General features: G+C 30.2%; 18 protein-coding genes. 1 reads left to right on the top strand and 17 read right to left on the bottom strand.

Annotated features, from left to right (window positions below; translation table 11 throughout):
- Window positions 1-152: 152 nt before the first annotated feature.
- The 9 genes from C661_RS0104330 to C661_RS0104290 form a co-directional block, all read right to left on the bottom strand.
- On the bottom strand, window positions 153-1,409 hold the full coding sequence (locus C661_RS0104330; protein ID WP_017414077.1) for a hypothetical protein: 1,257 nt from the start codon (window positions 1,407-1,409) through the stop codon (window positions 153-155).
- The gene (locus C661_RS0104325) at window positions 1,409-2,536 is read right to left on the bottom strand and encodes a DUF58 domain-containing protein (RefSeq protein ID WP_017414076.1); all 1,128 of its coding nucleotides are present in this window, start codon (window positions 2,534-2,536) and stop codon (window positions 1,409-1,411) included. The genes C661_RS0104330 and C661_RS0104325 overlap by 1 nt, the downstream gene beginning before the upstream one ends.
- 10 nt (window positions 2,537-2,546) lie before the next feature.
- Entirely contained in the window at window positions 2,547-3,497 is a 951-nt protein-coding gene (locus C661_RS0104320; protein WP_017414075.1) for an AAA family ATPase, read from the bottom strand.
- A 253-nt stretch (window positions 3,498-3,750) separates the two neighbouring features.
- The gene (locus C661_RS0104315; protein ID WP_017414074.1) at window positions 3,751-4,092 is read right to left on the bottom strand and encodes a single-stranded DNA-binding protein; all 342 of its coding nucleotides are present in this window, start codon (window positions 4,090-4,092) and stop codon (window positions 3,751-3,753) included.
- Window positions 4,093-4,368: 276 nt separating this feature from the next.
- The gene (locus C661_RS22620) at window positions 4,369-6,396 is read right to left on the bottom strand and encodes a sensor histidine kinase (protein WP_017414073.1); all 2,028 of its coding nucleotides are present in this window, start codon (window positions 6,394-6,396) and stop codon (window positions 4,369-4,371) included.
- Window positions 6,397-6,993: 597 nt separating this feature from the next.
- Window positions 6,994-7,173, bottom strand: coding sequence for a hypothetical protein (locus tag C661_RS0104305; protein ID WP_017414072.1), 180 nt, complete (start codon window positions 7,171-7,173; stop codon window positions 6,994-6,996).
- A gap of 178 nt (window positions 7,174-7,351) precedes the next feature.
- Window positions 7,352-8,215: a UTP--glucose-1-phosphate uridylyltransferase GalU gene (gene galU / locus C661_RS0104300; RefSeq protein WP_017414071.1), complete on the bottom strand. Its 864-nt coding sequence runs from the start codon at window positions 8,213-8,215 to the stop codon at window positions 7,352-7,354.
- A 476-nt stretch (window positions 8,216-8,691) separates the two neighbouring features.
- On the bottom strand, window positions 8,692-9,624 hold the full coding sequence (locus C661_RS0104295; protein WP_017414070.1) for a type I phosphomannose isomerase catalytic subunit: 933 nt from the start codon (window positions 9,622-9,624) through the stop codon (window positions 8,692-8,694).
- A gap of 279 nt (window positions 9,625-9,903) precedes the next feature.
- The gene (locus C661_RS0104290) at window positions 9,904-10,746 is read right to left on the bottom strand and encodes a YihY/virulence factor BrkB family protein (RefSeq protein WP_017414069.1); all 843 of its coding nucleotides are present in this window, start codon (window positions 10,744-10,746) and stop codon (window positions 9,904-9,906) included.
- Between the two features lie 404 nt (window positions 10,747-11,150).
- On the opposite strand from C661_RS0104290, the gene C661_RS0104285 reads away from it, so the two are divergent.
- Window positions 11,151-12,008 carry a nitrilase-related carbon-nitrogen hydrolase gene (locus C661_RS0104285; protein WP_017414068.1) on the top strand — a complete coding sequence of 286 codons (858 nt, stop codon included), beginning with the start codon at window positions 11,151-11,153 and terminating at the stop codon, window positions 12,006-12,008.
- Between the two features lie 404 nt (window positions 12,009-12,412).
- Here the strand turns inward: C661_RS0104285 and C661_RS0104280 are convergent, their stop codons facing one another.
- From C661_RS0104280 to C661_RS0104245, 8 genes are all read right to left on the bottom strand, one after another.
- On the bottom strand, window positions 12,413-12,637 hold the full coding sequence (locus C661_RS0104280) for a hypothetical protein (protein ID WP_017414067.1): 225 nt from the start codon (window positions 12,635-12,637) through the stop codon (window positions 12,413-12,415).
- Window positions 12,638-12,878: 241 nt separating this feature from the next.
- Window positions 12,879-13,601: an NAD-dependent protein deacylase gene (locus C661_RS0104275; protein WP_017414066.1), complete on the bottom strand. Its 723-nt coding sequence runs from the start codon at window positions 13,599-13,601 to the stop codon at window positions 12,879-12,881.
- 66 nt (window positions 13,602-13,667) lie between these two features.
- Window positions 13,668-14,900 carry a CapA family protein gene (locus C661_RS0104270; RefSeq protein ID WP_017414065.1) on the bottom strand — a complete coding sequence of 411 codons (1,233 nt, stop codon included), beginning with the start codon at window positions 14,898-14,900 and terminating at the stop codon, window positions 13,668-13,670.
- Between the two features lie 100 nt (window positions 14,901-15,000).
- Window positions 15,001-15,990 (bottom strand): M42 family metallopeptidase, encoded by a 990-nt coding sequence (locus C661_RS0104265; RefSeq protein ID WP_017414064.1) that lies wholly within the window; start codon window positions 15,988-15,990, stop codon window positions 15,001-15,003.
- 449 nt (window positions 15,991-16,439) lie between these two features.
- Complete coding sequence (locus tag C661_RS0104260) at window positions 16,440-17,468, bottom strand: M42 family metallopeptidase (RefSeq protein ID WP_017414063.1); 1,029 nt, start codon at window positions 17,466-17,468, stop codon at window positions 16,440-16,442.
- The gene (locus C661_RS0104255; RefSeq protein ID WP_017414062.1) at window positions 17,459-18,499 is read right to left on the bottom strand and encodes a M42 family metallopeptidase; all 1,041 of its coding nucleotides are present in this window, start codon (window positions 18,497-18,499) and stop codon (window positions 17,459-17,461) included. The genes C661_RS0104260 and C661_RS0104255 overlap by 10 nt, the downstream gene beginning before the upstream one ends.
- A gap of 714 nt (window positions 18,500-19,213) precedes the next feature.
- Window positions 19,214-20,848, bottom strand: coding sequence for a hypothetical protein (locus C661_RS0104250; protein WP_017414061.1), 1,635 nt, complete (start codon window positions 20,846-20,848; stop codon window positions 19,214-19,216).
- Between the two features lie 426 nt (window positions 20,849-21,274).
- On the bottom strand, window positions 21,275-21,697 hold the full coding sequence (locus C661_RS0104245; RefSeq protein WP_017414060.1) for a TM2 domain-containing protein: 423 nt from the start codon (window positions 21,695-21,697) through the stop codon (window positions 21,275-21,277).
- Between the last annotated feature and the right edge of the window lie 132 nt (window positions 21,698-21,829).

Below are 21,829 nucleotides of genomic sequence, written 5' to 3'. Positions count from 1 at the left end.
AACTAGACTCCTAAATAATGATTTAGTTTATTTTAAACAACCTTACTAGAAGAAGTTTTGCCTAAAACAAAGCTGTGTTTGAAGCCTAGTTTTTCATTTACTCATAATATCCTATAACTAAAATTATTAAAAATTAGTAATACAAGTTATCTCTAGAGTTGTGCTTTTATATTTTCAACAGCTCTTTTTACGGTTTCTAAGTTTTCTCCTTTAAGTTCTTTTTGAGAAAATTTAGCTTTATTATATATGTCCGTCATTTCATCTAGTTTATCTATATTATCAACTTTAATTTTTGTTACATTTTTTAGTTGTGAAGCAGTCATATATGGTTTGAAAATTTCTGCCTTTTCCGTAACTCTTTCAAACTCACTGTAGCTGTAAAGAATTTCTTCTCTAAGATTTCCTCTTTTCCTAAATATAGTTTTCTTAAGCTTTTGTATAAGCCCTTCTTTATTCTTTTTCTTGTTACTAAGTTTTTCCCTGAGCTCAACGTAACCTTCTTCTCTTTTTTCTACTTTAACTAAGGCTGAAATGCTTCTCACAATTATTATTATTATAGCTGCAGCTAGTATAATTTTTAATATTACAGCTACGTAAGCTATAGAAGCTTCATCTGTAAAAGTATCCTGCTTAAAAAGTTCTTCTATTGGTACATTAACCTTTGCAAATCCTTCAAGTACTGCTTCAGCATTCATTTCCCTATTTGCAAATAGCTTACCTAAAAGTTCTACTCCATAAGCAACAGGATAACGTACTATAATAATAATAACGCCTAAAATTATATTTAAAATATAGTTTATTCCTCCATATATGGACTTAACAATAGCTGAGAATATCCTATAGGTGTGCTCTTGAAAGATAATAACCATGAACCCTATGATTCCTAGGTTTATATATTTAGAATGTTTGCTTCTGATATTATAGCTATATCTTAAACTTTCTCTTAAGTTAATAACCACTAAAATCAGATACATAACAAATACTCTAAACATTTTCTCTAACAATGGATAGGAAAAGATGAAAATAAATACAGCGACTCCTACCATGAGATAAGCTCCTGCAATCCATCTTTGCTTATATTCATAATAATTTATTTGATTAGGTTCTTCTCTATAAACTACAATTATTGAAGCTGTAAAGAATAAATAATTTAGTATCGCTTTATATGGGTCGTAAATAATCCATAATATTACTGCTCCAATTATTAAAGGAACTAAAAGAATTATGTGCTTTTTATATTCCTTATCATATAAATACTCCATTAAAAACACATTAAACAAAGTAATTAAATAAAGGTTAAAGGATACTTCATTAGCTAGGAAGGTACAAGTTAACATTGTCCAGATAATATATATCATTAGCACATATGTTGAAGAGTACAGAGTTTTTATTTGCCTAAACCAACTCATTATTTTACTCCCCCTTTATATACTATTTTTTCTATACCCTCAATATTGGGTAATGAGGATTTTAAAGAAACATCTATAATTTTTAACCTATACCCATTTTTTCTCATCTTAGTTATTAGGTTTATATCCTTGTCATTAAAGTATGGGGATATAATTACATAGGTACAATTAGGATTTAAGTGTTGAAGCCTGCTAGTTAAATACTCATTAAAATCGCACTTTATAGCTAAATCTACTCTTGCACACATCTCCATAATGCTAGTAAAACTATTCATAGCTGGCTTTATTTCATTTGGAGCTTTAGTGTCAAAGGTTACTAACTGAGCGTTTGTCCAAAGTCCAGTAGGAATTCCTTCCTTTAAAGCCTTAGCTGCTAGAGAAGCTGCAATCCTAGCTCCTGAGTCAATAGCATCTTTTTGAATGTTTGTCCAGTACGGATCTCCACATTGAAGGTTTAAAATTATAACTAGCTCTCGTTCTGAGGTATAGTCATAGTCTTTAACCATAAGCTTATTCATTTTTAAACTGGACTTCCAATGGATATCCTTCATTCTATCTTCAACATTATATTCTCTTATCCCTTTAATAAAAAGAGGGTCCTTGTGTATCCACCTTCTAACAGCATCTTCTCCTTGAAAATTAGTGATATCAAACTCATACTTATTAATACCATGAATTCTTGGATAAACTAAAATTTCTACATAATCTTCTTCCTCTTTGGTATTAGCAGAAAATCCAAATATATCTCCTACATTTATTCTCATATTTTTTATTAAGTAAGTACCTCTCTCAGCACCTACTAGAGTATATATTCTTTTCTTTCTTTCATACCATTTAACCGAATACTTACTAACATGCCAAATATCATTGCCTTCCCTAAACATGGTTGCGTCATTAGCATATTTTAATCCTGATGGAATTTTCTCTTCAATTGCCAGAAAAAATAAGGGTAGTCTCTTATTATTTTCTAGTACCATAGTCATTTCAAAGGTTTCACCTTCTACTATTCTATTGTTGTCTATAGTTCTATATATTTTAAGATTGTCAAAGCCCTTTCTTCTGGTAAAATCAGCAAATATCACAAGCAAGGCAACCAGAGCTATTAAGAATAAATATTGAAATAACATGGTATCACCCCTATATTTTTTCTAAGGGAGTTTCAACAGTATTCAATATATCATTAATTACGCTTTGTGCTTTATTATTTCCAATATTTATTTCATTTTTAACTATAATTCTATGACTCATAATTGGTACTGCAAGTTCTTTTACATCTTCTGGAATAACATAATCTCTTCCTCTGATGGCTGCTAAAGCTTGACACCCCTTCATCATATTTAAGGATGCTCTAGGGCTGCATCCAAGTTCAATTTCTTTATGAACTCTTGTAGCCTTAACAATGTCCAAAATGTAGTTCTTAATTTCTTCGCTTACATGAACCTTACTGTAGTTATTTTGTACATACTCTATCTCTTCCATAGTTACAACTGATTGTAAGGTATCTAAGGGGTCTGACTCCATAAATCTATCTAACATTTGCTTTTCTTCATTATAATCTGGATAACCCATGGAAAGCTTAATAAAAAATCTATCTAGCTGTGCTTCTGGTAATGGGAAAGTTCCGAATTGCTCTACAGGGTTTTGCGTTGCTATAACAAAGAAAGGTTTTTTTAAAGGAATAGTGTTTCCTTCCACCGTAATTTGTCTTTCCTCCATACACTCTAAAAGAGCAGATTGTGTTCTCGGAGTAGCCCTATTTATTTCATCTGCCAATACTATCTGACTTAAGAGGGGTCCTTCTCTAAACTCAAAATCTTGACTACGTTGGTTATAAAAATAAATCCCTGTTAAGTCTGATGGTAATAAATCTGGAGTAAACTGAATTCTTTTAAAACTGCAATTCATAGTTTTAGCTAAACTTCTCGATAGTTTCGTCTTTCCAAGCCCTGGAACATCTTCTAACAGTACATGACCCGAGGTAATAAAGGCTACTGTTATCTTGTCTATATTTTCCTTCTTTCCTATTATTACCTTTCCAATATTTCCCCTAACCTTTTCACTAAATTGTTGAAACTTTATAATCTCCATAAATTAACCTCCTAACTATATGAATATATTATACCAAGTTTTTCATAGATATTTATATACTTTTAAATAGTTTTCAAAATATTAAAACTTATGAAATTTGTTTCATAGCCAAACCTCTTTCTAGACGATTAATTCATATAATTAATTCAGTGCACACAAAAAAATAAAGAGAAATAATTTAACATTATCAAGTAACGCTAAACACATTTCTCCAATTAACTAAACTTATTTATGAAGTTATATATGAAGTTATTTAAACTATTTTCTCATTTGCCCTTTTACTGCTCATAAATTGGAATTCATCTGCGATTACCTCCGAAATAAACTTTCTTTGGCCTTCCGCATTCTCATAAACTTTTGTTTGAAGTCTCCCAGTAACACTTATTATACTTCCCTTAACTAAATATTCACTAACTATTTCTGCTTTCTTTCCCCAAAGCACTACTGGTATAAAATCCACTTGCTTTTCTCCCGCTGGGGTCTTATAAGGTCTATCTACTGCTAACATAATTCTAGTTAATACCTTGTTATTATCCTCCAGAACTTTCATTTCTGGGTCTCTAGTCAATCTTCCAACTAAAACAATTCTATTCATGGTTTACCTCCAAAATATATATTCTTCTTTTAAGGATTTTATCCATGCTAGAACTTTATAATCATCCTTTGAAAAAAATAACAATAAATATGTGTTAACACTTTGTAAATATTTTTTCCAAATTCTATAATTTAGTAATCCTATAATCATATTGTACTTGTTTATTAAAATATCCTTAGTAATTAAACATCAATAACCTGTGTTACAAAGTATAAAAAAACATACTCTGTAGGCTAGCTATAATCTTGTTTTATTATCTCCTAATAATGCTCTATACTAGCTATATATATCTGAAAATTCTAATTGTATTTTTTGTACATTTCCTGCATTAGCAGCTTTTTTTTGTTCTGCTATACTTTCCTTTTTTGAAAGTATGTTTGGAAGTTCTAATATAAACTCACTGCCCCTATTTTCCTTACTCTTAACATAAACTTGTCCACCATGAGCTTGCATTATAGATTTAACTAGGGATAACCCAATTCCACTACCTTCATGAGATCTAGTAAATAGAGATTCACTTTGTACAAATCTTTCAAATATTTTCTTATGCATATTTTTAGGTATACCTATGCCATTATCCTTTACAGATATCCTTACCTTTTCTCCCAAGTCCGATAGTTTTACGTATATTTCACCATTTTCCTTTGAGAACTTAACTGCATTAGAAAGCAAGTTAAGCATTACTCTCTCCATGTTTTCTCTATCTATACCAATAATTTTCTCTTCAACATCCGTATCAAAAATTATGGACATTCCTTTATTCTCAATATATTCTACTGTAGATAAAGTTATATCCTCAATAACTTTCACAATATCATAATTTCCGAAATCCATTTTTAAATATCCTACATCAATTCGAGTAATATCAATTAAATTATTTATAAGCCTTAGTAACCTATAACAATTTTGCTTCATAACACCTAAGTACTTATTCTTATCTAAATGTTTTGCTTCTTTTCCTTGATTAAACTCTAATACTTGAACGATGCTTAATATTATATTTAATGGAGTTTTCAATTCATGTGATACGTTAGAAATAAATTCAGTTTTTAGCTTATCGTACTTTAACGCTTGGTCCAGTTTAAATTTATCTTTTTCTGCTTTTTTTCTCTCCATTATATCATGAATAACAAAAATCACTGACATCTTATTATCAAAAAATATGGGTACTGCCCCCATCTCCACTTGAACTTTTGTGCCATTTTTTCTTTTTAAAATCATTTCTTTAAATTCTGATTGCTGTATATTTTTATATACAGTCCTATACATTTGAAAGCCTTCTTTTAAACTATCCTTATGAACAAAATCAAAAATTTTCTTTTTATTTAGCTCATTTAAGGATTGAACTCCAAGTATTTTAAACAAGGCATCATTAGAAAATGTAACTTTATCTTCATTATAAATAGCTACTCCAAAAGGCATGAATTGAAGTATTTTAGAGTAGTTTGCTTGATTTCGTTGAAGACATTGTTCAGCCACTACCTTTTTAGTAATATTCTTACCAATAAATAAGGTGAAAATTTCTTCATTTTCTTTAAAACACATAGCTGTTAATTCTGCATAAATTTGCGAGCCATCTTTTCTTGTAAGCTTTCTTTCCACTACTGGTAGCATTGTATCACTAACCATTAACTTTTTAGCATCACTTATGACATTTTCTTTTGCATCTAAATCAAACTTAACTAACTCAAAGAAATCTTTCCCTAATACTTCCTTCTCACTTTCTTTGCCTAGAAGCTCAACCCCTGCCTTATTAGCAAATAGGATTGCTCCTTTTTTAACTAAAATCACAGAATTAGGTGTATGGGTAATTATAGTTTTTAAAGTTCCTTCACTAAGTTGATTCAATCCTTCCACCTGAATATTATCTTCTACTGTTTCTAGGTCTTTATATCCATTGCTTGTTATATCCGCAAAATAATCATTAACTAGCTTTTGCTCTTCGTGAAGTAAGTCATCTAACTTGAACAAAAGCAGCATGGCTTCCATCCCATCAAAAACAACACCTTTGCCAACTATCTCAACGTTAATATTCTCATGAAAAGATGTGCTTATCTTAGTTCTTATTCTATTCAATATTTTTCTTTGGCTTAAAAACTCATAATTAAATTTTACTTCTTCATCACCCATAAACTGTACAAAACTATCTAATGGCAAATTCTTTATCTCCATTAAGGTGGAGAATCTTAAAAATCTTATAGCTCTTTCATTGCAGTACAAAATCTTATTATTCTCACCAATAATTATTACAGGGTCCGAAAGAATATCATAAAATTCAACATCTACGTTAGTAATTGAAATCATTGATATCCTCCTATACAATATCTACTACTTATTTACACTATAAATAAATCATGCAGTTTATATTTTACACTATAATATAAAGGTATTTTACAAATTTTTTCCGTTAAATTTCTTTCAAATTCTACATATATCGTTCATTCCTTAAGCATTTTTTAATATAGTTATAATCCCAATTAAAATCGCTCATTTTTTTCTCCTGTTTTTCCACCTGAAAAACTACTTGCATATTTTTTGATTTCCAAATTTTACATGAAAATATACTACCGCATTTGGCTCTATGACTATATTTAGCTACTCTAATAATTAGTATACTAATTATTTAATTATTCTTTACTCTATATTCTCTATAAATTCCTCTATAATAAGCTGTATGTCGAAATTAGAGTAAAATTTATAACTTCTTTATATAAAATAGAAAGAACAAAAATGGATGACAACCTCTTTCTCCATTTTTGTTCTCCTTACATTATCAACTTGACTTCATTTATATAGACTTAATTAAAAAAAATTCATAAACAAACTCTCATCATTTGCATTTTCCTTAATAGAGATTGTTTTAAAAAAACTTTATTGTACAAAAACAATGTACAGCCTATATTACTTTTCTAAGCTTTGAATCTTTTTATTCCTACACCTTTTACATACCTTTAGTTTAGTACCATCTCCTAGGGTCTTATCATATAAAACCTTAATTCTCTCAACTTTACAAACTGGACAAGTCCCTCTTCCTCTTGATGGTAAGTTCCATAGTGCTTTCCCTCTGTTTTGCTTTGACATAAAAAATCCCCCACTTTACATTTAATTAGTATAATGTTTAAATTTAAAGATTTTATAAGCTTCAAATTTAAATCCTATAAAAGAATATAGACAATAAGACTAAGCTCATTACCTAGCTTTTCTTTTATTTAACTTCATTTAATTAAATATTATTATAAGTGCAGGGATTTTATGACTATTATTTTATTATATCTTTTAGATACTCCTTAAAGTCCTCTTTTAAGTCTTCTCTTTTTAAAGCATATTCAACTGTAGCTTGAAGGAATCCTAATTTATCTCCCACATCATGTCTTCTTCCTTCAAAGACATAAGCATACATTTCTTCCTTGGAAATCAAAGTTTTAAGAGCATCAGTTAGTTGAATTTCTCCACCTTTACCTGGCTTGGTCTGCTCTAAGATATTAAAAATCTCAGGTGTTATTATATATCTTCCTAATATAGCAACATTAGAAGGTGCTTCTTCAACCTTTGGTTTCTCTACTAAATCTTCAACAGTGTACATTCTATTAGAAATTTCTGTTCCTTTAACAATACCATACTTGTTAACATTTTCTCTCTTTACTTCTTGAACGCCTAAAATTGTAGCATTTTTTTCTTCATAGGCTTCGATTAACTGCTTTAAGCAAGGAACCTCACTATCAACAATATCATCACCTAGCATAACTGCAAAGGGCTCATTTCCCACAAAGGCTTTTGCACAACTTATTGCATGACCAAGACCCTTAGGTTCTTTTTGTCTTATATAATGTATATTTGCTAAGTTAGTGCTTTCATGTACTAACTCCAACAAATCTTGTTTTCCACCCTTTTCAAGGTTTAGCTCCAGTTCAATAGCCTTATCAAAGTGATCTTCTATAGGCTTTTTATTTCTTCCTGTTATAATAAGAATTTCTTCTATTCCAGAAGCTACTGCCTCCTCGATTATGTACTGAATGGTAGGCTTATCCACTATTGGTAGCATTTCCTTAGGCACTGCTTTTGTAGCAGGTAAAAATCTAGTACCAAGTCCTGCTGCTGGTATTATGGCTTTTTTAACTTTCATATAATATCACCTCATAAAAATTAATGTATATGGAATTAAAGTCTTAATATCCTTAATTCGAATGTAGCTTCCTTAGGTATTTTACATAAACTTACTAATTTTTCTTATTAAGAATCTATAGAAGGCGTGTATACCTAGATTTAGGATTTCCAACTTTATATTATATCCATAATGTATCAAAACCTTTTATTAACTGCAATGTTATTAAACATTCACAGGATTATTTTAACACATAACACTATAAAAAGTAAAAGATAGCGATAAACTCGCTATCTTTAGGAGGATAGTTAGGATCATGAGTTAGGCATCTTCAAAAGATAAATAAGTCAGTACCCTCGTCTATTTTGAGTTATGCTGCGTCAACAGAACTCTTAGATAGCTCTATCATCTAAGAACTCTGTTTCCTTGTCAACAAGCTTGTTTGTAAACTCAAAATATCCTTCACATCTTTGGCTTCTTATTTATTTTCAGATACCTTATGGCACATGAACTTTAATTAGTTTCAGTTGTCCCAAAATTTTAACTTTCCCAAGGGAGCATGGTATTAATATACTTTCACCTTTAATTATTGACTCTTCTCCTTCAGAATATACTATTTTCCCTTCACCTTCTATGCAGCTATACAGAAAAAATTTTTCACCCTTAGTATCATCCTGAAAATTATTTCTAATGTCATATTCTTCAAATTCAAAGTACGTACAAGAAATATATTTTCTTCTCTGATAATCTTCTGTGACTTGAAGCTCTCCTTCAAGCTTTTTACTGCTTAAGTTAAAGTCTATTACCTTCATAGCTTTATCTACATGAATTTCTCTTCCCCTATTATAATCATATACCCTGTAAGTAATATCACTACTTTGCTGAATCTCTAGAAGCACTACCCCCTTGCCAATAGCATGGATTAGTCCACTCTCAATAAAGAATACATCGCCTTTTTTTACTGGAATTATATTTAAACATTTTTCTAAGGTTCCTCTTTCAATTCCCTCCATAAAGTCATTCTCATTGCATCCTTTTGTTCCAATTATAAGATTAGCACCTTCCTCAGCTTCTAATACATACCAAGCCTCTGTTTTTCCCCTGTCCTCTTCTAATAGCTTTGCATAATAGTCATTGGGATGTACTTGAACTGATAAATTATCACTAGCGCTAATGAATTTTAATAGTAAAGGAAACTCTTCCTCTTGAAACCTCTCACCTAAAACTTTATCTTTATATAAGGTTATTAATTCTTTTAAGGTAATTCCTTCATACTTTCCATTTGAAATTATACTGGATCCATTTTTATGACAGCTAATTTCCCAACTCTCGCCTATATCTCCCTGTGGTAAGTTATCCTTTATAGCTTCTAATCCTCTACCTCCCCAAATCTTATCAAAATATATGGGCTTAAATTTCAATGGATACACCTTATCACCTATTTGTATTGCTGAGCTAAAGCTTTAAATTAAAGGATTTATAATATAAAACCTACTTATAATTAAATCTATAATACTTAATTTAAAGTAAAAACTATGAAGGAGTTCTTCATAGTTTATTTAGCTATTAATATATAATATTGATTAGGTCCTATTTCTGTTACCTAATGTTTTATTTTTAATTTATAGAGTCAGTTATAAAGCAATAAACTAGCATATAGGCTTTTATACTTTATATTTTTTTGTATTTCTCTAAAATCTTAGGATAATCTATCTCTTATTTTCACTTAACCTATATTTTAACTCTCTATCATGAGCCAAAAGAGCATTTAATTCCCCACCTAATAAAATGGTGGTGGATGTGATTTGAAGCCACAGCATTAAAATTATAATTGCTCCTATGCTTCCATATATAGCGGAGTAGTTTCCATAATTATTCACATAGTAAGCAAATAACATAGAAAGTATAATCCATAAAAAACTAGTGAATATTGCTCCTGGCATTACTTCAAGCCAATTTACCTTTTTACAAGGAATAAAGTAGTATAGAGCTGAAAAAACCACTATCATGCCTAAAAATCCTACAGGATATCTTATTAGTCCAATATATCTAACAACATCTCCATCTAGCCCAATCCATCCTACAAGATATTTGCTTAACATTTCTCCAAAAACTAAAAATAAAAGCAGGAAGATTATTACTAAAGATACTCCTATCATAAAAAACACTGAAATAAAGATAATCTTTATATACCCTCTAGTTTCTTTTTCTTCATAGGCTTCGTTTAATCCATAAATAATAGCCCTAAACCCTCTAGATGCGGTATACAAGGTAAATAATAATGAGATAGATAGTAAGTTAGTATTTCTTGTTTGTAATAACTGTAGAGCTAAAGTGGATACAGAAGCATGTAATTCTGATGGCATCATTGTTGCCAGAATTACTAATACTTCATTAGGATTTACATTAGTAAACCCTACCATAGTTAAAAGAAATATTAAAAAAGGGAAAAAAGCAAACATCATATCAAAGGCCATTTGAGAGGCTAGAGCTGATATATTATGATGCTTATACCGTAATATGATTTTAATTATATACTGAGTTAATCTCATTTTTCTTTCTCCCGTCAATATTAATATGAGCAAAATTGTACTATAATTTAAATAGTTCATTATAATATATTGTATTTAGTTAGAATAAATTTATTCCAACATGAAAAAGGGTGATTTTGCTTACAATATAATTAGTGTTTATAGTAGCTAAAAATTCATCTTTGAAAACTCTATTTAAATAAATTTGGTATAACAAAATTCTATATTTTTATAGGAATTAGTATGTACTTATAACTATATCTTAAGATACTATGAATCATTAGATTATTTTGCTTTAAAATTCAAATTAGTATCCTTTTAAGCACCCTATAATAGTATATATCATTGGATTATACCACTTCAAATCCAATACTGTAATATTTTAACATATTGCTATTTCAAAATATAGAGAGGAAGAGATTTTTATGAAAATTGCACTAGCTCAAACAGATATAATCTGGGAAGATAAGAAGGCTAATTTACATATAGCAGAAAGCTTTATAGCTAAAGCCTCAGAAGAAAACATTGATTTAATTCTATTTCCTGAAATGTGCTTTACAGGCTTTACTATGAATGTTGAAAACTGTGGAGAAGTCTATGATTGGAATAGTGAAATTCCATCACAGTCAAGTGCTGAAACCACTATTGCCTTAGTAAAAACTCTTGCTATTAATCATGGTATAAACATTGGTTTTGGCTATATTGAAAAAATACTAGGTCAGGCAAAAGGAAGAAACAACTATGCTATTATGAGTAAAGATGGAGAAATTCTCAGCAACTATAGTAAAATTCACCCTTTTTCCTTTGGTACAGAAAGCCACTATTATTTTGGTGGTGAGAAAATAGTTCATTGTAGAGTAAATAACCTTAATGTTTCTACTTTTATTTGCTATGATTTGAGGTTTCCTGAAATTTTTCAAATTGCTTCAAAAGAAGCTGAGCTTATTACAGTTGCTGCAAGTTGGCCCAAAGGAAGAATTAATCATTGGATTGACCTTCTAAAGGCTAGGGCTATTGAAAACCAATGCTATATTGCTGGAATTAATAGAGTTGGTATTGGTGATGGCTTAGAATACAATGGAAACTCTTTAATTGTTGATCCTTTAGGAAATATTGTTGCTAGTTCTTTAGAAAATATAGAAGGATTAATTGTGGCAGAATTAGATGTAGATTTAGTCCATTCCTTAAGACGAGATTTTCCTCTTAAAGCTGATAGGAGAGAATCTTTATACAAGGAGCTACTTATTGATAATATAGAAGCTATCAATGAAAGTATTCACTAGTGTTTTTTTACAGCTCTCAATGTAGATATTAAAAATGATTAATACAGGAGATTCAAAATTAAAATAATTTGTAAATCATAGACTTTAAATAAATTTAGTGAACCAGTGTAAAAACCTAACTTATACAAGAGCCTACCCTGACTCCCTTAAGGCCTTTTTAAGATAAAAAAATAAAACTTCACCTTAGAAGCTTATTTTGCTGAAAAATTTATAGGGAATAAAAATAAGTTTACATTCTAAGCTCCTTTTTATTCCCTTATTAATTTTTAATATTTCATTCTAAATATTCATTAAATAATGAAAAGCTAATTTTGTATAGTGTCCTTTATAAGGAGATTAAACTCCCATCTAATGAGTATGGACAATTCCCCTTCCATAACAGGGTTAATAATTAGCTTTTTCTTTTACTTATGTTTCTTTTCCCCAATAGTATAACCTATACCATTCACATTTATATTAATATCAATACCTGGTGTAGACACTTTATTAAGTGAAACATATCTTTTATTACTTCTATCATTTATACCATGGTTAACTAAATCTCGAAAGTCTTTGCTAAAAACATACAAAGCAAGGACAATAAATATTGGAATATTAGCTATAGCTATAGCTATTTTATAATCTTTCATATGAATTCCCCCAAGTTTTCAACCTATGCTTACTATAAATAATTATATGACTTAATCATTACTTTATTGCGTATTAGTTCTATTTTATTTAATTGCTCTAAGAAGGAGATTTAATTCAGCCAAAGTTTACTTTTTAGTCAAAGCCTTATCCTAAAGATAATTAAGAATTATCCTTCAAAAATGTGGTTGAGTTCTACACAGCTCCTATTCCAGCAAATAAACTAATCCGAACTTTTTTTACTTATAAAACCTTCTTTAAGGTTTTACCTATTTTATCATATATAATTAAGTTTGCCCTATTATCATATTGAGTTACTGACTTATTGATGAGAATTAAGTTATTTCCTTTATAGTATCTTATTAACCCTGCTGCTGGATAAACTGTAAGCGAAGTTCCTCCAACAATTAACACCTCTGCATGCTGAATAAATGAAATTGCTTTATTTAACACATCTAAATCTAAGCTTTCTTCATATAAAACCACATCTGGCTTTATAATGCCACCGCAAATATCACATTTAGGTACATCCTTATACCCAATAATTAAATCTAAGGAAAATGATTTATTACAACTCATGCAGTAATTTCTATGAATAGAGCCATGAAGTTCTAGAACCTTTTCATTTCCTGCCTTTTGGTGTAAGCCATCTATATTTTGAGTTATTATAGCTTTTAATTTCCCTCTTCTTTCAAGTTCTGCTAAAGCTAAATGTGCATCATTAGGCTTTGCATCCTTATAAACCATTTTTTCTTTATAAAATTCGTAAAACTCTTTGGTATGATTTACGAAAAAACTATGGGAAAGTATATCCTCTGGGGAAATATAGTCTTTGGTTCTTTCACTATACAGTCCATTGGCACTTCTAAAGTCTGGAATATTACTTTCTGTAGACACTCCTGCTCCTCCGAAAAAAACAATATTATTAGCTCCTTCAATAATTTCCTTTAGCTTAGCAATACTCATCTACTCACCTCATTTTTATCTGATACAAATTATTCTTCATAATTCCTGTGGATTTTTAGTAATTAATTATTTATTATCCTCTTTCTTATTTAACTTTGTAAACTCATCAGTAACTTTAAAGTCTAGGTTAAAAGAAAGTTTGTTGATTTTAGCTAAGAGCTCTTCTTTTTTTCTTCCTGTTAAAGGTGTAGGTTTATAGTCATTCACATTAGTTTTAGAGGAAATGCTGGCTGGAATTACTCTAACAGCATAGTCTTCTAATTTTTTATTTATGAAATTTGCCCTTACCTGGAGGATATAGGTGTCTTTGTCTGCAGGGTTACTGTGACCTCCATAGGCAAAGTTGCCTAAGCTATAGGTTATAATCTTTCCCTTGTAGCTTTCTAACCCTTGAATAACATGAGGATGTTGTGAAACAATAAGGTCTGCTCCTTTATCTATTACATAATGAGCTAGATATTTTTGGGTTTCATTAGGTGTGTAGACTCTTTCTTCTCCCCAATGAAAATTAATTATCACAAAATCTACTTTTGCCCTCAATTCCTCTATATCCTTTTTTAGCTTTGCCAGATAAGCCTTATCGTAACTATACCCTGTATAGCCTAAGATTCCGATTTTAATACCCTTAACTTCCTTTATAAAGCTATATCCTTCTCCAAAGTATCCAATTTCAGCGGCTTTTAGGGCAGCTATGGTATCTTGAAACCCTTGCTTATAATAATCGTATATGTGATTATTTGAAAGATTAACAGTCTCAATGCCTCCAAGGGCAAAAGCTTTAGCATATTCAGGTTTTCCCTTAAATCTAAATTCCTTCTCTACCTTTGCAGTTGCTTCTGTTAATGGGGTTTCTAAATTTGTAATTGTAATATCATCTGCTTTAAATATATGGCTTACATTGCTATAAAAATAGTTTAAATCATTATTATTTTGTGCTAACACATGAGGGATTCTCCCTTGATACCCGAAGGTTTCATCCATTCCTAAAAGACTATCACCAGTGGCTGTAATTAAAATTTCAGCTTTTATGTCCTGTGGTTCTGGTGTTATTTCACCTTCCGAGATTATTCCTTCCACTGGTGTTTCCTCTGGCTTGTTTTCCGTGACCTGTTCTTCATTAGAAGTTTCTTTTTTCTGAACAGGTTCTATGTACTGTTCTTTTTTGTTCATTGAAGACCATCCCCAATGATTTATCATGTTATAACCTATTAAAATTGCTGAACAAATTAATATTACAATTAGAGAATATTTATAAATTAGTTTTTTCCTTCTTGCTTTTCGTCTCTGAAGCCTTCCCATAGTGACCACCCTTATCTTTTGATTTATAAAAAGACTGCTTTATAAATCATAAAATATTTATAAAAGCAGCCCTATATTCCCTGAAATTCTACCTAATAAATTATAATATCACTTTATTTAAAATTTCTATTCCCTCTTCTATATCCTTAGTGTTTACCATTTCTAAGTTTGTATCCTTATATCTTACAGGGTATACTAAAGTTCCTGTTTTTACGCCGTTGCCTTCTTTATGAATTTTAGATCCATCTCCACCTTGTTCACTAAAAATATAGTGTGGCTTTTTCCCTAAGCTAGCGAAAGCTTCCTCAAGAATTTCTTTTATTTCATGATGCATTATTAAACTTCTGTCCATAAACTTAATCCCAACACCGTTACCTAACTTAAAGTTTCCCTTTCCACCTAGGTTATCTGTTGCTTCTTCACCATCTATAACAATAGAAAACATTGGATTTATGCTGTAAGCTGCAGCTCTAGCCCCTCTTCCCCCTACTTTGTTTTGCGTAGAGAATACAAAGAATAACTCTTTTTCTAAACAGCTTAAAACTTCTCTATTTTTAGCTAGGTTTTCCATAGCTTTAAGCATCATGTAGCACCCAACTCTATTATCTAAAAAAGGAGCTATAATGTTATTTCTTTCTTCAATAATATTTGAGCTAAATACAGCTACATCTCCTTCTTCTATAAGCTCAAGGGCCTCTTCTCTTGAGGATACTCCTAAATCTATATATAAATCATCGATCTTTGGCTCATCCTTTGTTGCACAAACCCTTCCACTATTTCCATTTTCAAATTCTACAATAGTATTTATCATTGAGGATTCTTTAAAGTCTCCAATTTTACCTACTCTTGCAAAGCCCTTGTCGTCAACATAAGTTACAATTACCCCCATGGTATCCATATGAGCTGTAATCATAAGTCTTTCTTCTTCCTTTTCACTTTTCTTACCCATCTTTACAATTACATTACCCATCTTCTCTACTTCATGACACAGCTCAAGTCTATTTAGTTCTTCTATTATAACTTGTCTAACTTCTTCTTCATGACCACTAACACCAAAAGCGCTTAGTAGTGATTCTAATAATCTATCCATTTATTCTTCCTCCTATTTTTAAAATTACCATAAACTAAATTATTTTATAAATCTTTAAAATTTTATTAGAATTTGCACATGTCAATTTGTCCTGTGCAAAACTTGTGTGTAACTTCTTATTCTCAAGGTTACAAATAGCTTATCTTATAAAACTGTAAAAGGCTTACTATTTTGCATTGGTCAAATTGTTTAACGCAAAAATAACTACAGATTCTTGTTTGCAACATTCTAAACAACTTATTTTAAAGTCAGAAATCCCTAGAATCCGCATAAACAATATATATTGTTATATTGTTAAATTTGCATATTGACTTGTTGATTTATTTATAATTTCTTATATTTTTATGTTTATAACTTCTTGCGGAGGTATTTCTTTCCTAGTATTTTTACTAAGTACCTCATGAAAATTAACTAGGCTCTATTATTGAAACTTCTCCTAACCCATTAGCTTAAAGACTTTTCAAGTATTCTTTTAAAAGTAACACCGCATTTTTAAAATCTTCCTTTGACGCTACGGATACTGAGGAGTGAATATATCTGCAAGGCACAGAAATTGTAGCAATTTTGGCACCCTCGCCTACAGTATGAATTGCTCCAGCATCATTTCCTCCTGCTATGGCTTTTCTTCTTTGGTATGATATATTCTTTTCATCTCCAATAGCCATAATATCTCTTGCAATATCCTGATCAAAGATGCTTGTTAAATCCATGATAGATATAGCTGGACCTTTTCCTACTTCAGTAGCGCTTAAGTGTTTTGGAACTGTTGGCATATCTGCACAAATAGTGCCTTCAAGAGCAATACCTAAGTCTGCTTTAACATTTAAAGCAGAAATAAAGGTTCCTCTTTCTCCAACTTCCTCTTGTATGTTAAAGGTTCCATATAAATCTATATCGTAGTTTTCCTTAAGTATTTCCATAAGAATTAAGCAGCCAATTCTATCATCAAAAGCCTTTCCCTTAATTAAGCCTTCACCAAAGCTATCATACTCCATGTCAAACACTACATAGTCTCCCATTTTTATATACTTTTTAGCCTCTTCTCTAGAATTTGCTCCAATATCAATACAACAATCCTTATAAGATAATCCCTTTTCTCTTTCGTCCTTACCTTGAAGATGAATAGGCTTTCCCCCTATTACTCCTGGTATTTTATCTTTTCCAATTAAGACTACCTTTGATGGAATTATTTTTTCATTTATTCCTCCAAGAGCTCTAAACTTTAAAGTTCCATCCTCGTTTAAGCCCGTAACAATGAAGCCTACCTCATCCATATGAGCATCTATTAATACTTTTTTTCCCTTACCCTTTTTATGAACAATAATATTTCCTAACCTATCCACTTTTATTTCATCTACATAAGGAGCAACTTCACTTTTAATTAATTCTCTTACATCCCCTTCAAAGCCTGAAGGGCCTGGAAGAGAACAAAGCTTATCTAGTAGTCCACCCTTTTCTAATAGGTTGTCTAATAGCATAGTAATCCCTCCAATTCTTCACCATTAAGCTTTTCTATAAGCTTAGCCATAATACGTCCTGTATTTTTAACATCCTTCATATTAACAACTTCTACAGAAGTATGCATGTATTTAAGAGGTATAGAAATTAATAGGGTTGGTATTCCCTGCCCTGCTATTTGAATATCCCAAGCATCTGTTCCTGTATCTCCTGGTTCCACCTCTACCTGATAAGGAATACTATATTCTTCTGCAACCTCCATAAGCTTTTCCCTAACCCTTGGATGAATATTTGGTCCAATACAAATTACTGGACCTTGTCCTAGGTTATTATCTCTTTCCTGAGCTCCCATTTTACCACTATCAAAGGTGACATCCACTGCAATACCTATATCTGGATTGATGGCATTACTTGCAGTTTTTGCCCCTCTATGACCTACTTCTTCTTGAGCAGAGCATACAAAATATACATCTAAATCGTGATTTACATTTTTAAGCTCCTTAGCACAAGTGTAAAGAGAAACTACTCCAGCTCTATCATCAAGCGCCTTACAAGTTACATTATCATTAAGCAATTCTTTAAAGTGTCTTTTTACTGTTACATAATCTCCAACCTTAACTATTTTTTCTAAGGATTCCTTGGAATAACCTGTATCAATAAGTAGTGCTTCTAAAGTTACAGCCTTTGCTCTTTCTTCTTCCTTCATTAGATGTGGTGGTTTAATTCCTATGATTCCTAGTATGTCCTTTTCTCCATGAACAACTACTTCTTGGGAAACTAGTGTTTTAACATCTATTCCATTTCCTCTAAACTCTAAAAATCCATTTTCTTTTATGGCTGTTACAGACATAAATATTTCATCCAAGTGAGCCATAAGCATTATTTTGCCTTTTCCATTTCCTTTCTTATGGACAATAATATTGTTTAAATTATCTACAGAAACATTTCCAAATCCTGAAAAAGCCTTATTAACTTCCTCATGTAACCAATGTTCCCTTCCGCTAGGACCATGGCCCTCACAAAGTGTTTTCAGTAATCCCTTCTCCTCCATTGTGATTCCTCCTTAATGTTTTAATAAATATATGACCTTAATATTAAATTGTTATTTTCATCATAAGCTTTTATTCTTCACAAAAACTCCTAAGCTAAGGTTTATTTCACAACCCCTTAATGAAGCCATATAACCTTATAGAAAACTAATCCTTACACATAGTTCCCTCTCAGCACAGAGCTAACTAAACTTTTCTACTAACTTAAATTTAAGTGAATATTATATTTGTTAAAAATTTTCAAATAAGTCTACTATTATTATAAGATTTTTCTAGTTTAAAATCAAAGGTCTTTATAAATTTAAATATTATGAACCCAAGCTCAATCTCCATAAGTTATATATGTAGATGATATTTTTAGTGTTCTTAAGATTTTCTTCAATATAATAGTTATTTGTTGTCTATAAAAGAATTTTTCCTTCACTGGTTACTTGCGATAATTAGTAACAATATGAAAAGCACTACTCTCTAAAAAATAGTGCTTTTATTAATTAAAATATTAAGTTCGAATTACAAGCATTATAAGCACATAGGTATTCTATATTACTAAATGCAACTTACAAGCCTTACTATGGTAATTATCTATCATATTTTTTTAATACCTTAATATCTAACTTAGTACAACTGACTATTGTACCATTTCACATAGGTTCTATTTTTAGTACAAGGAACATAATGAATACTTTGTTTACTTTAATTTCTTATAACTATATTTTTTATAAAATGGGCTCTTCTGCCTTAACTTTATAGTAATCTGATTGTTTTTTGGCATGATCCATATTCTTTCCTATATTGGGGAGTATATAATCAAAGTAAGTTATTAATTCATTATATAAGGTGTCCCATAGCTTATTTTTAAAACCTACTACTTTATTGTAAAGAAGCAGCTTTTTATCTTCTAAGGAATCACATTGATTAAAACTCTCTTTTGAAAATAGAGTTTGGTAATCTATATCACTGTAGATGTATTCCCTAAAGAAAACCTTTGGTATATCCTCTCTAACTTTATAAAAATTAATGATAAGATTAAGAGAGTTGTCCTTAAGAATTTCCTCACTACTGTAGGATTTATATAATTCTTCTAACTTGCTACATAACTTAATTTTAACATCTTGGCTATAGCAATTAATATAATCAATTCCATCTAAAATCAACTTATGACAATACATTTTTTCCAGACTTTCCTTCTTGTAAGAAAGCTTCTCCATAAGGTAATCATAGTAACTCTTCTTAAATTCATTAAAAGTATTAATAGTAAAAGTATATAAAATCACATGTAACTTTTCATTGAATATATCACAAATATTATTAAAATCCTCATAAGTGTTAATAAAATATATGGGTTCTTCAAACTCACCATTAAATATAACATCTAAATTAAATTTAACTTCAGAAGTTAAGGTGTCAAATTTGGTTTTGCAAAGGCTAAAAATTTTAGACAAATAATTATATTGGCATATAAAAAGTTCTCTACATATACTATAAACTTGAAATTCTATCTCACTAGGTTCGGCATTTTTATGATTTAACTTCACATTTTCTACTTCCTGACAACCTTCTGTTTTAAAGTTTAAATACTGCTTTAATGTATTTCTGTAGTTATAGAGCCTGTCCTCCATCCCTACCAATAAAGTTTCTCTTATTTTCTTCACAAAGTAAGAAATTACAATGAAGGTTATATCCTTTATCAAGTCTTCCTTTAAGTTTTCTGTTGTGGTGATAAAAGTCTCCCTCATAGCTAATACTTTATCAACATAGACCTTTTCCTCTAAAGTCTCTCTTTCCTTTTGTAAATCTAGTAAAAGTTTCTTAACTGTCCATAAAAAAACTTCATAGTCATGAATTTTATCTTCTATTACCAGCTTTACCTTTTCTTCTGATAATTCAATACCCTTATATAATTCTTGAAGCTTATCACTAAAACATTCCTTAGTTAAAGTTTTAAAATCTTCCTTTAATTGTAATGAGGCTTCCCCCTTATTGATAAAGCTAGTGAATTCTAGTATAAATTCATGCTGATATAAAAATAAATTGTTTTCTAATACCTTTTTAACTTCATCCCCTATGGCAAAAAGCTCTTTCTTATCTAGTTGAATATTATAGTCTGACTTATCTTTACCCTTTATTAAGGAACAGTGAAATAACTGAAGAATCTTATGTTTAAAATTATAAAAGTCATAGGTTTTATGCTCAACTATATGTTGTATTTCTGTTAAAATATCTCCTTCACTTTCACTTCTACCAAAGTAGCTCTCGAATATTTGAATTAAATTCTCTAAAAGCTCAGTGGCATCTACATAAGATTTTATATTATTGTAAAGTGAAGTCTGTAATTTCTCTTCATTACCCATAGAAATTCAACTCCTAAATCAAATTGCCTTTGGTTCTTTCTTAAACTAATTATTCTACATTTTTCAATAAATACCTCTAAAAACATATAAGAAATTGTTCCTTGATTATGAAAGTCTTTATATTATATTTAATTAAATTGAACGAATGTTATTCAGCATATTCTTAATTAATAAAATATCACTAAGTACGTTTTGAACTTTATTTGTAGAACAAATGCGTGTATTCACACTCCCATTTAAATAACTAGCTGCTACTTGCAATATTTTACATGCATCTTGAAATATATTAGTTTCAAGTCCTTCCAAACAATTTTTTAGGCGAAAAGCTGAAATTCCTATATAATAAAAAAACTAGTCTTATTATGGTAGACTAGTTTTTTGAAATGTTATCAATATTAACCTTTTTACTTGAAATTATTTAATGCCTTATTTCTTTACATATTTATAAAAAAACTTTTCTTCACTTGAAGTTAAATAAATAATTCCTTCTATAAGACCAATTAAGGCTGGTATATAAGTCCAACAGAAAACCAAGTATAAAATTCCTAATCCAATTCTTCCTAAGTAAAACTTATGTATACCTAAACCACCTAATAGTATAGCTAGTATACCTGCTGTTGTTTTACTTTTAGTATTAACAACAACATTTGGGTTCCCATACATTTGTTGACCCTGAGGTGGCATTTGATATTGTGGTGCCTGATATTGTGGTTGCGGAGCCTGATATTGTGGTTGTGGTGGTGCTTGGTAGTGTGGCTGTTGAACAACCATTGGTTCTCCACAATATTTACACTCCGTGGCATTAAAATCAACTGATGCTCCACAAGCTGGACATTTTTTATCATTCATTGAAATCTCTCCCTTTTTAAAATTATTATATAAACCTAAAACCTAGACCTATGCTATACATGAACGCATCTTGTTTTTCTTTAGGCTTTTAAATATAAATATAATTACTTTGAAATTGAACGTTTATAAAAA

Source organism: Clostridium tunisiense TJ (assembly GCF_000300195.1).
GTDB classification, from domain to species: Bacteria; Bacillota; Clostridia; order Clostridiales; family Clostridiaceae; genus Clostridium_J; species Clostridium_J tunisiense.
The sequence above is the reverse complement of the archived record's forward strand: the minus strand, read 5'-3'. Positions and strand labels throughout refer to the sequence as shown.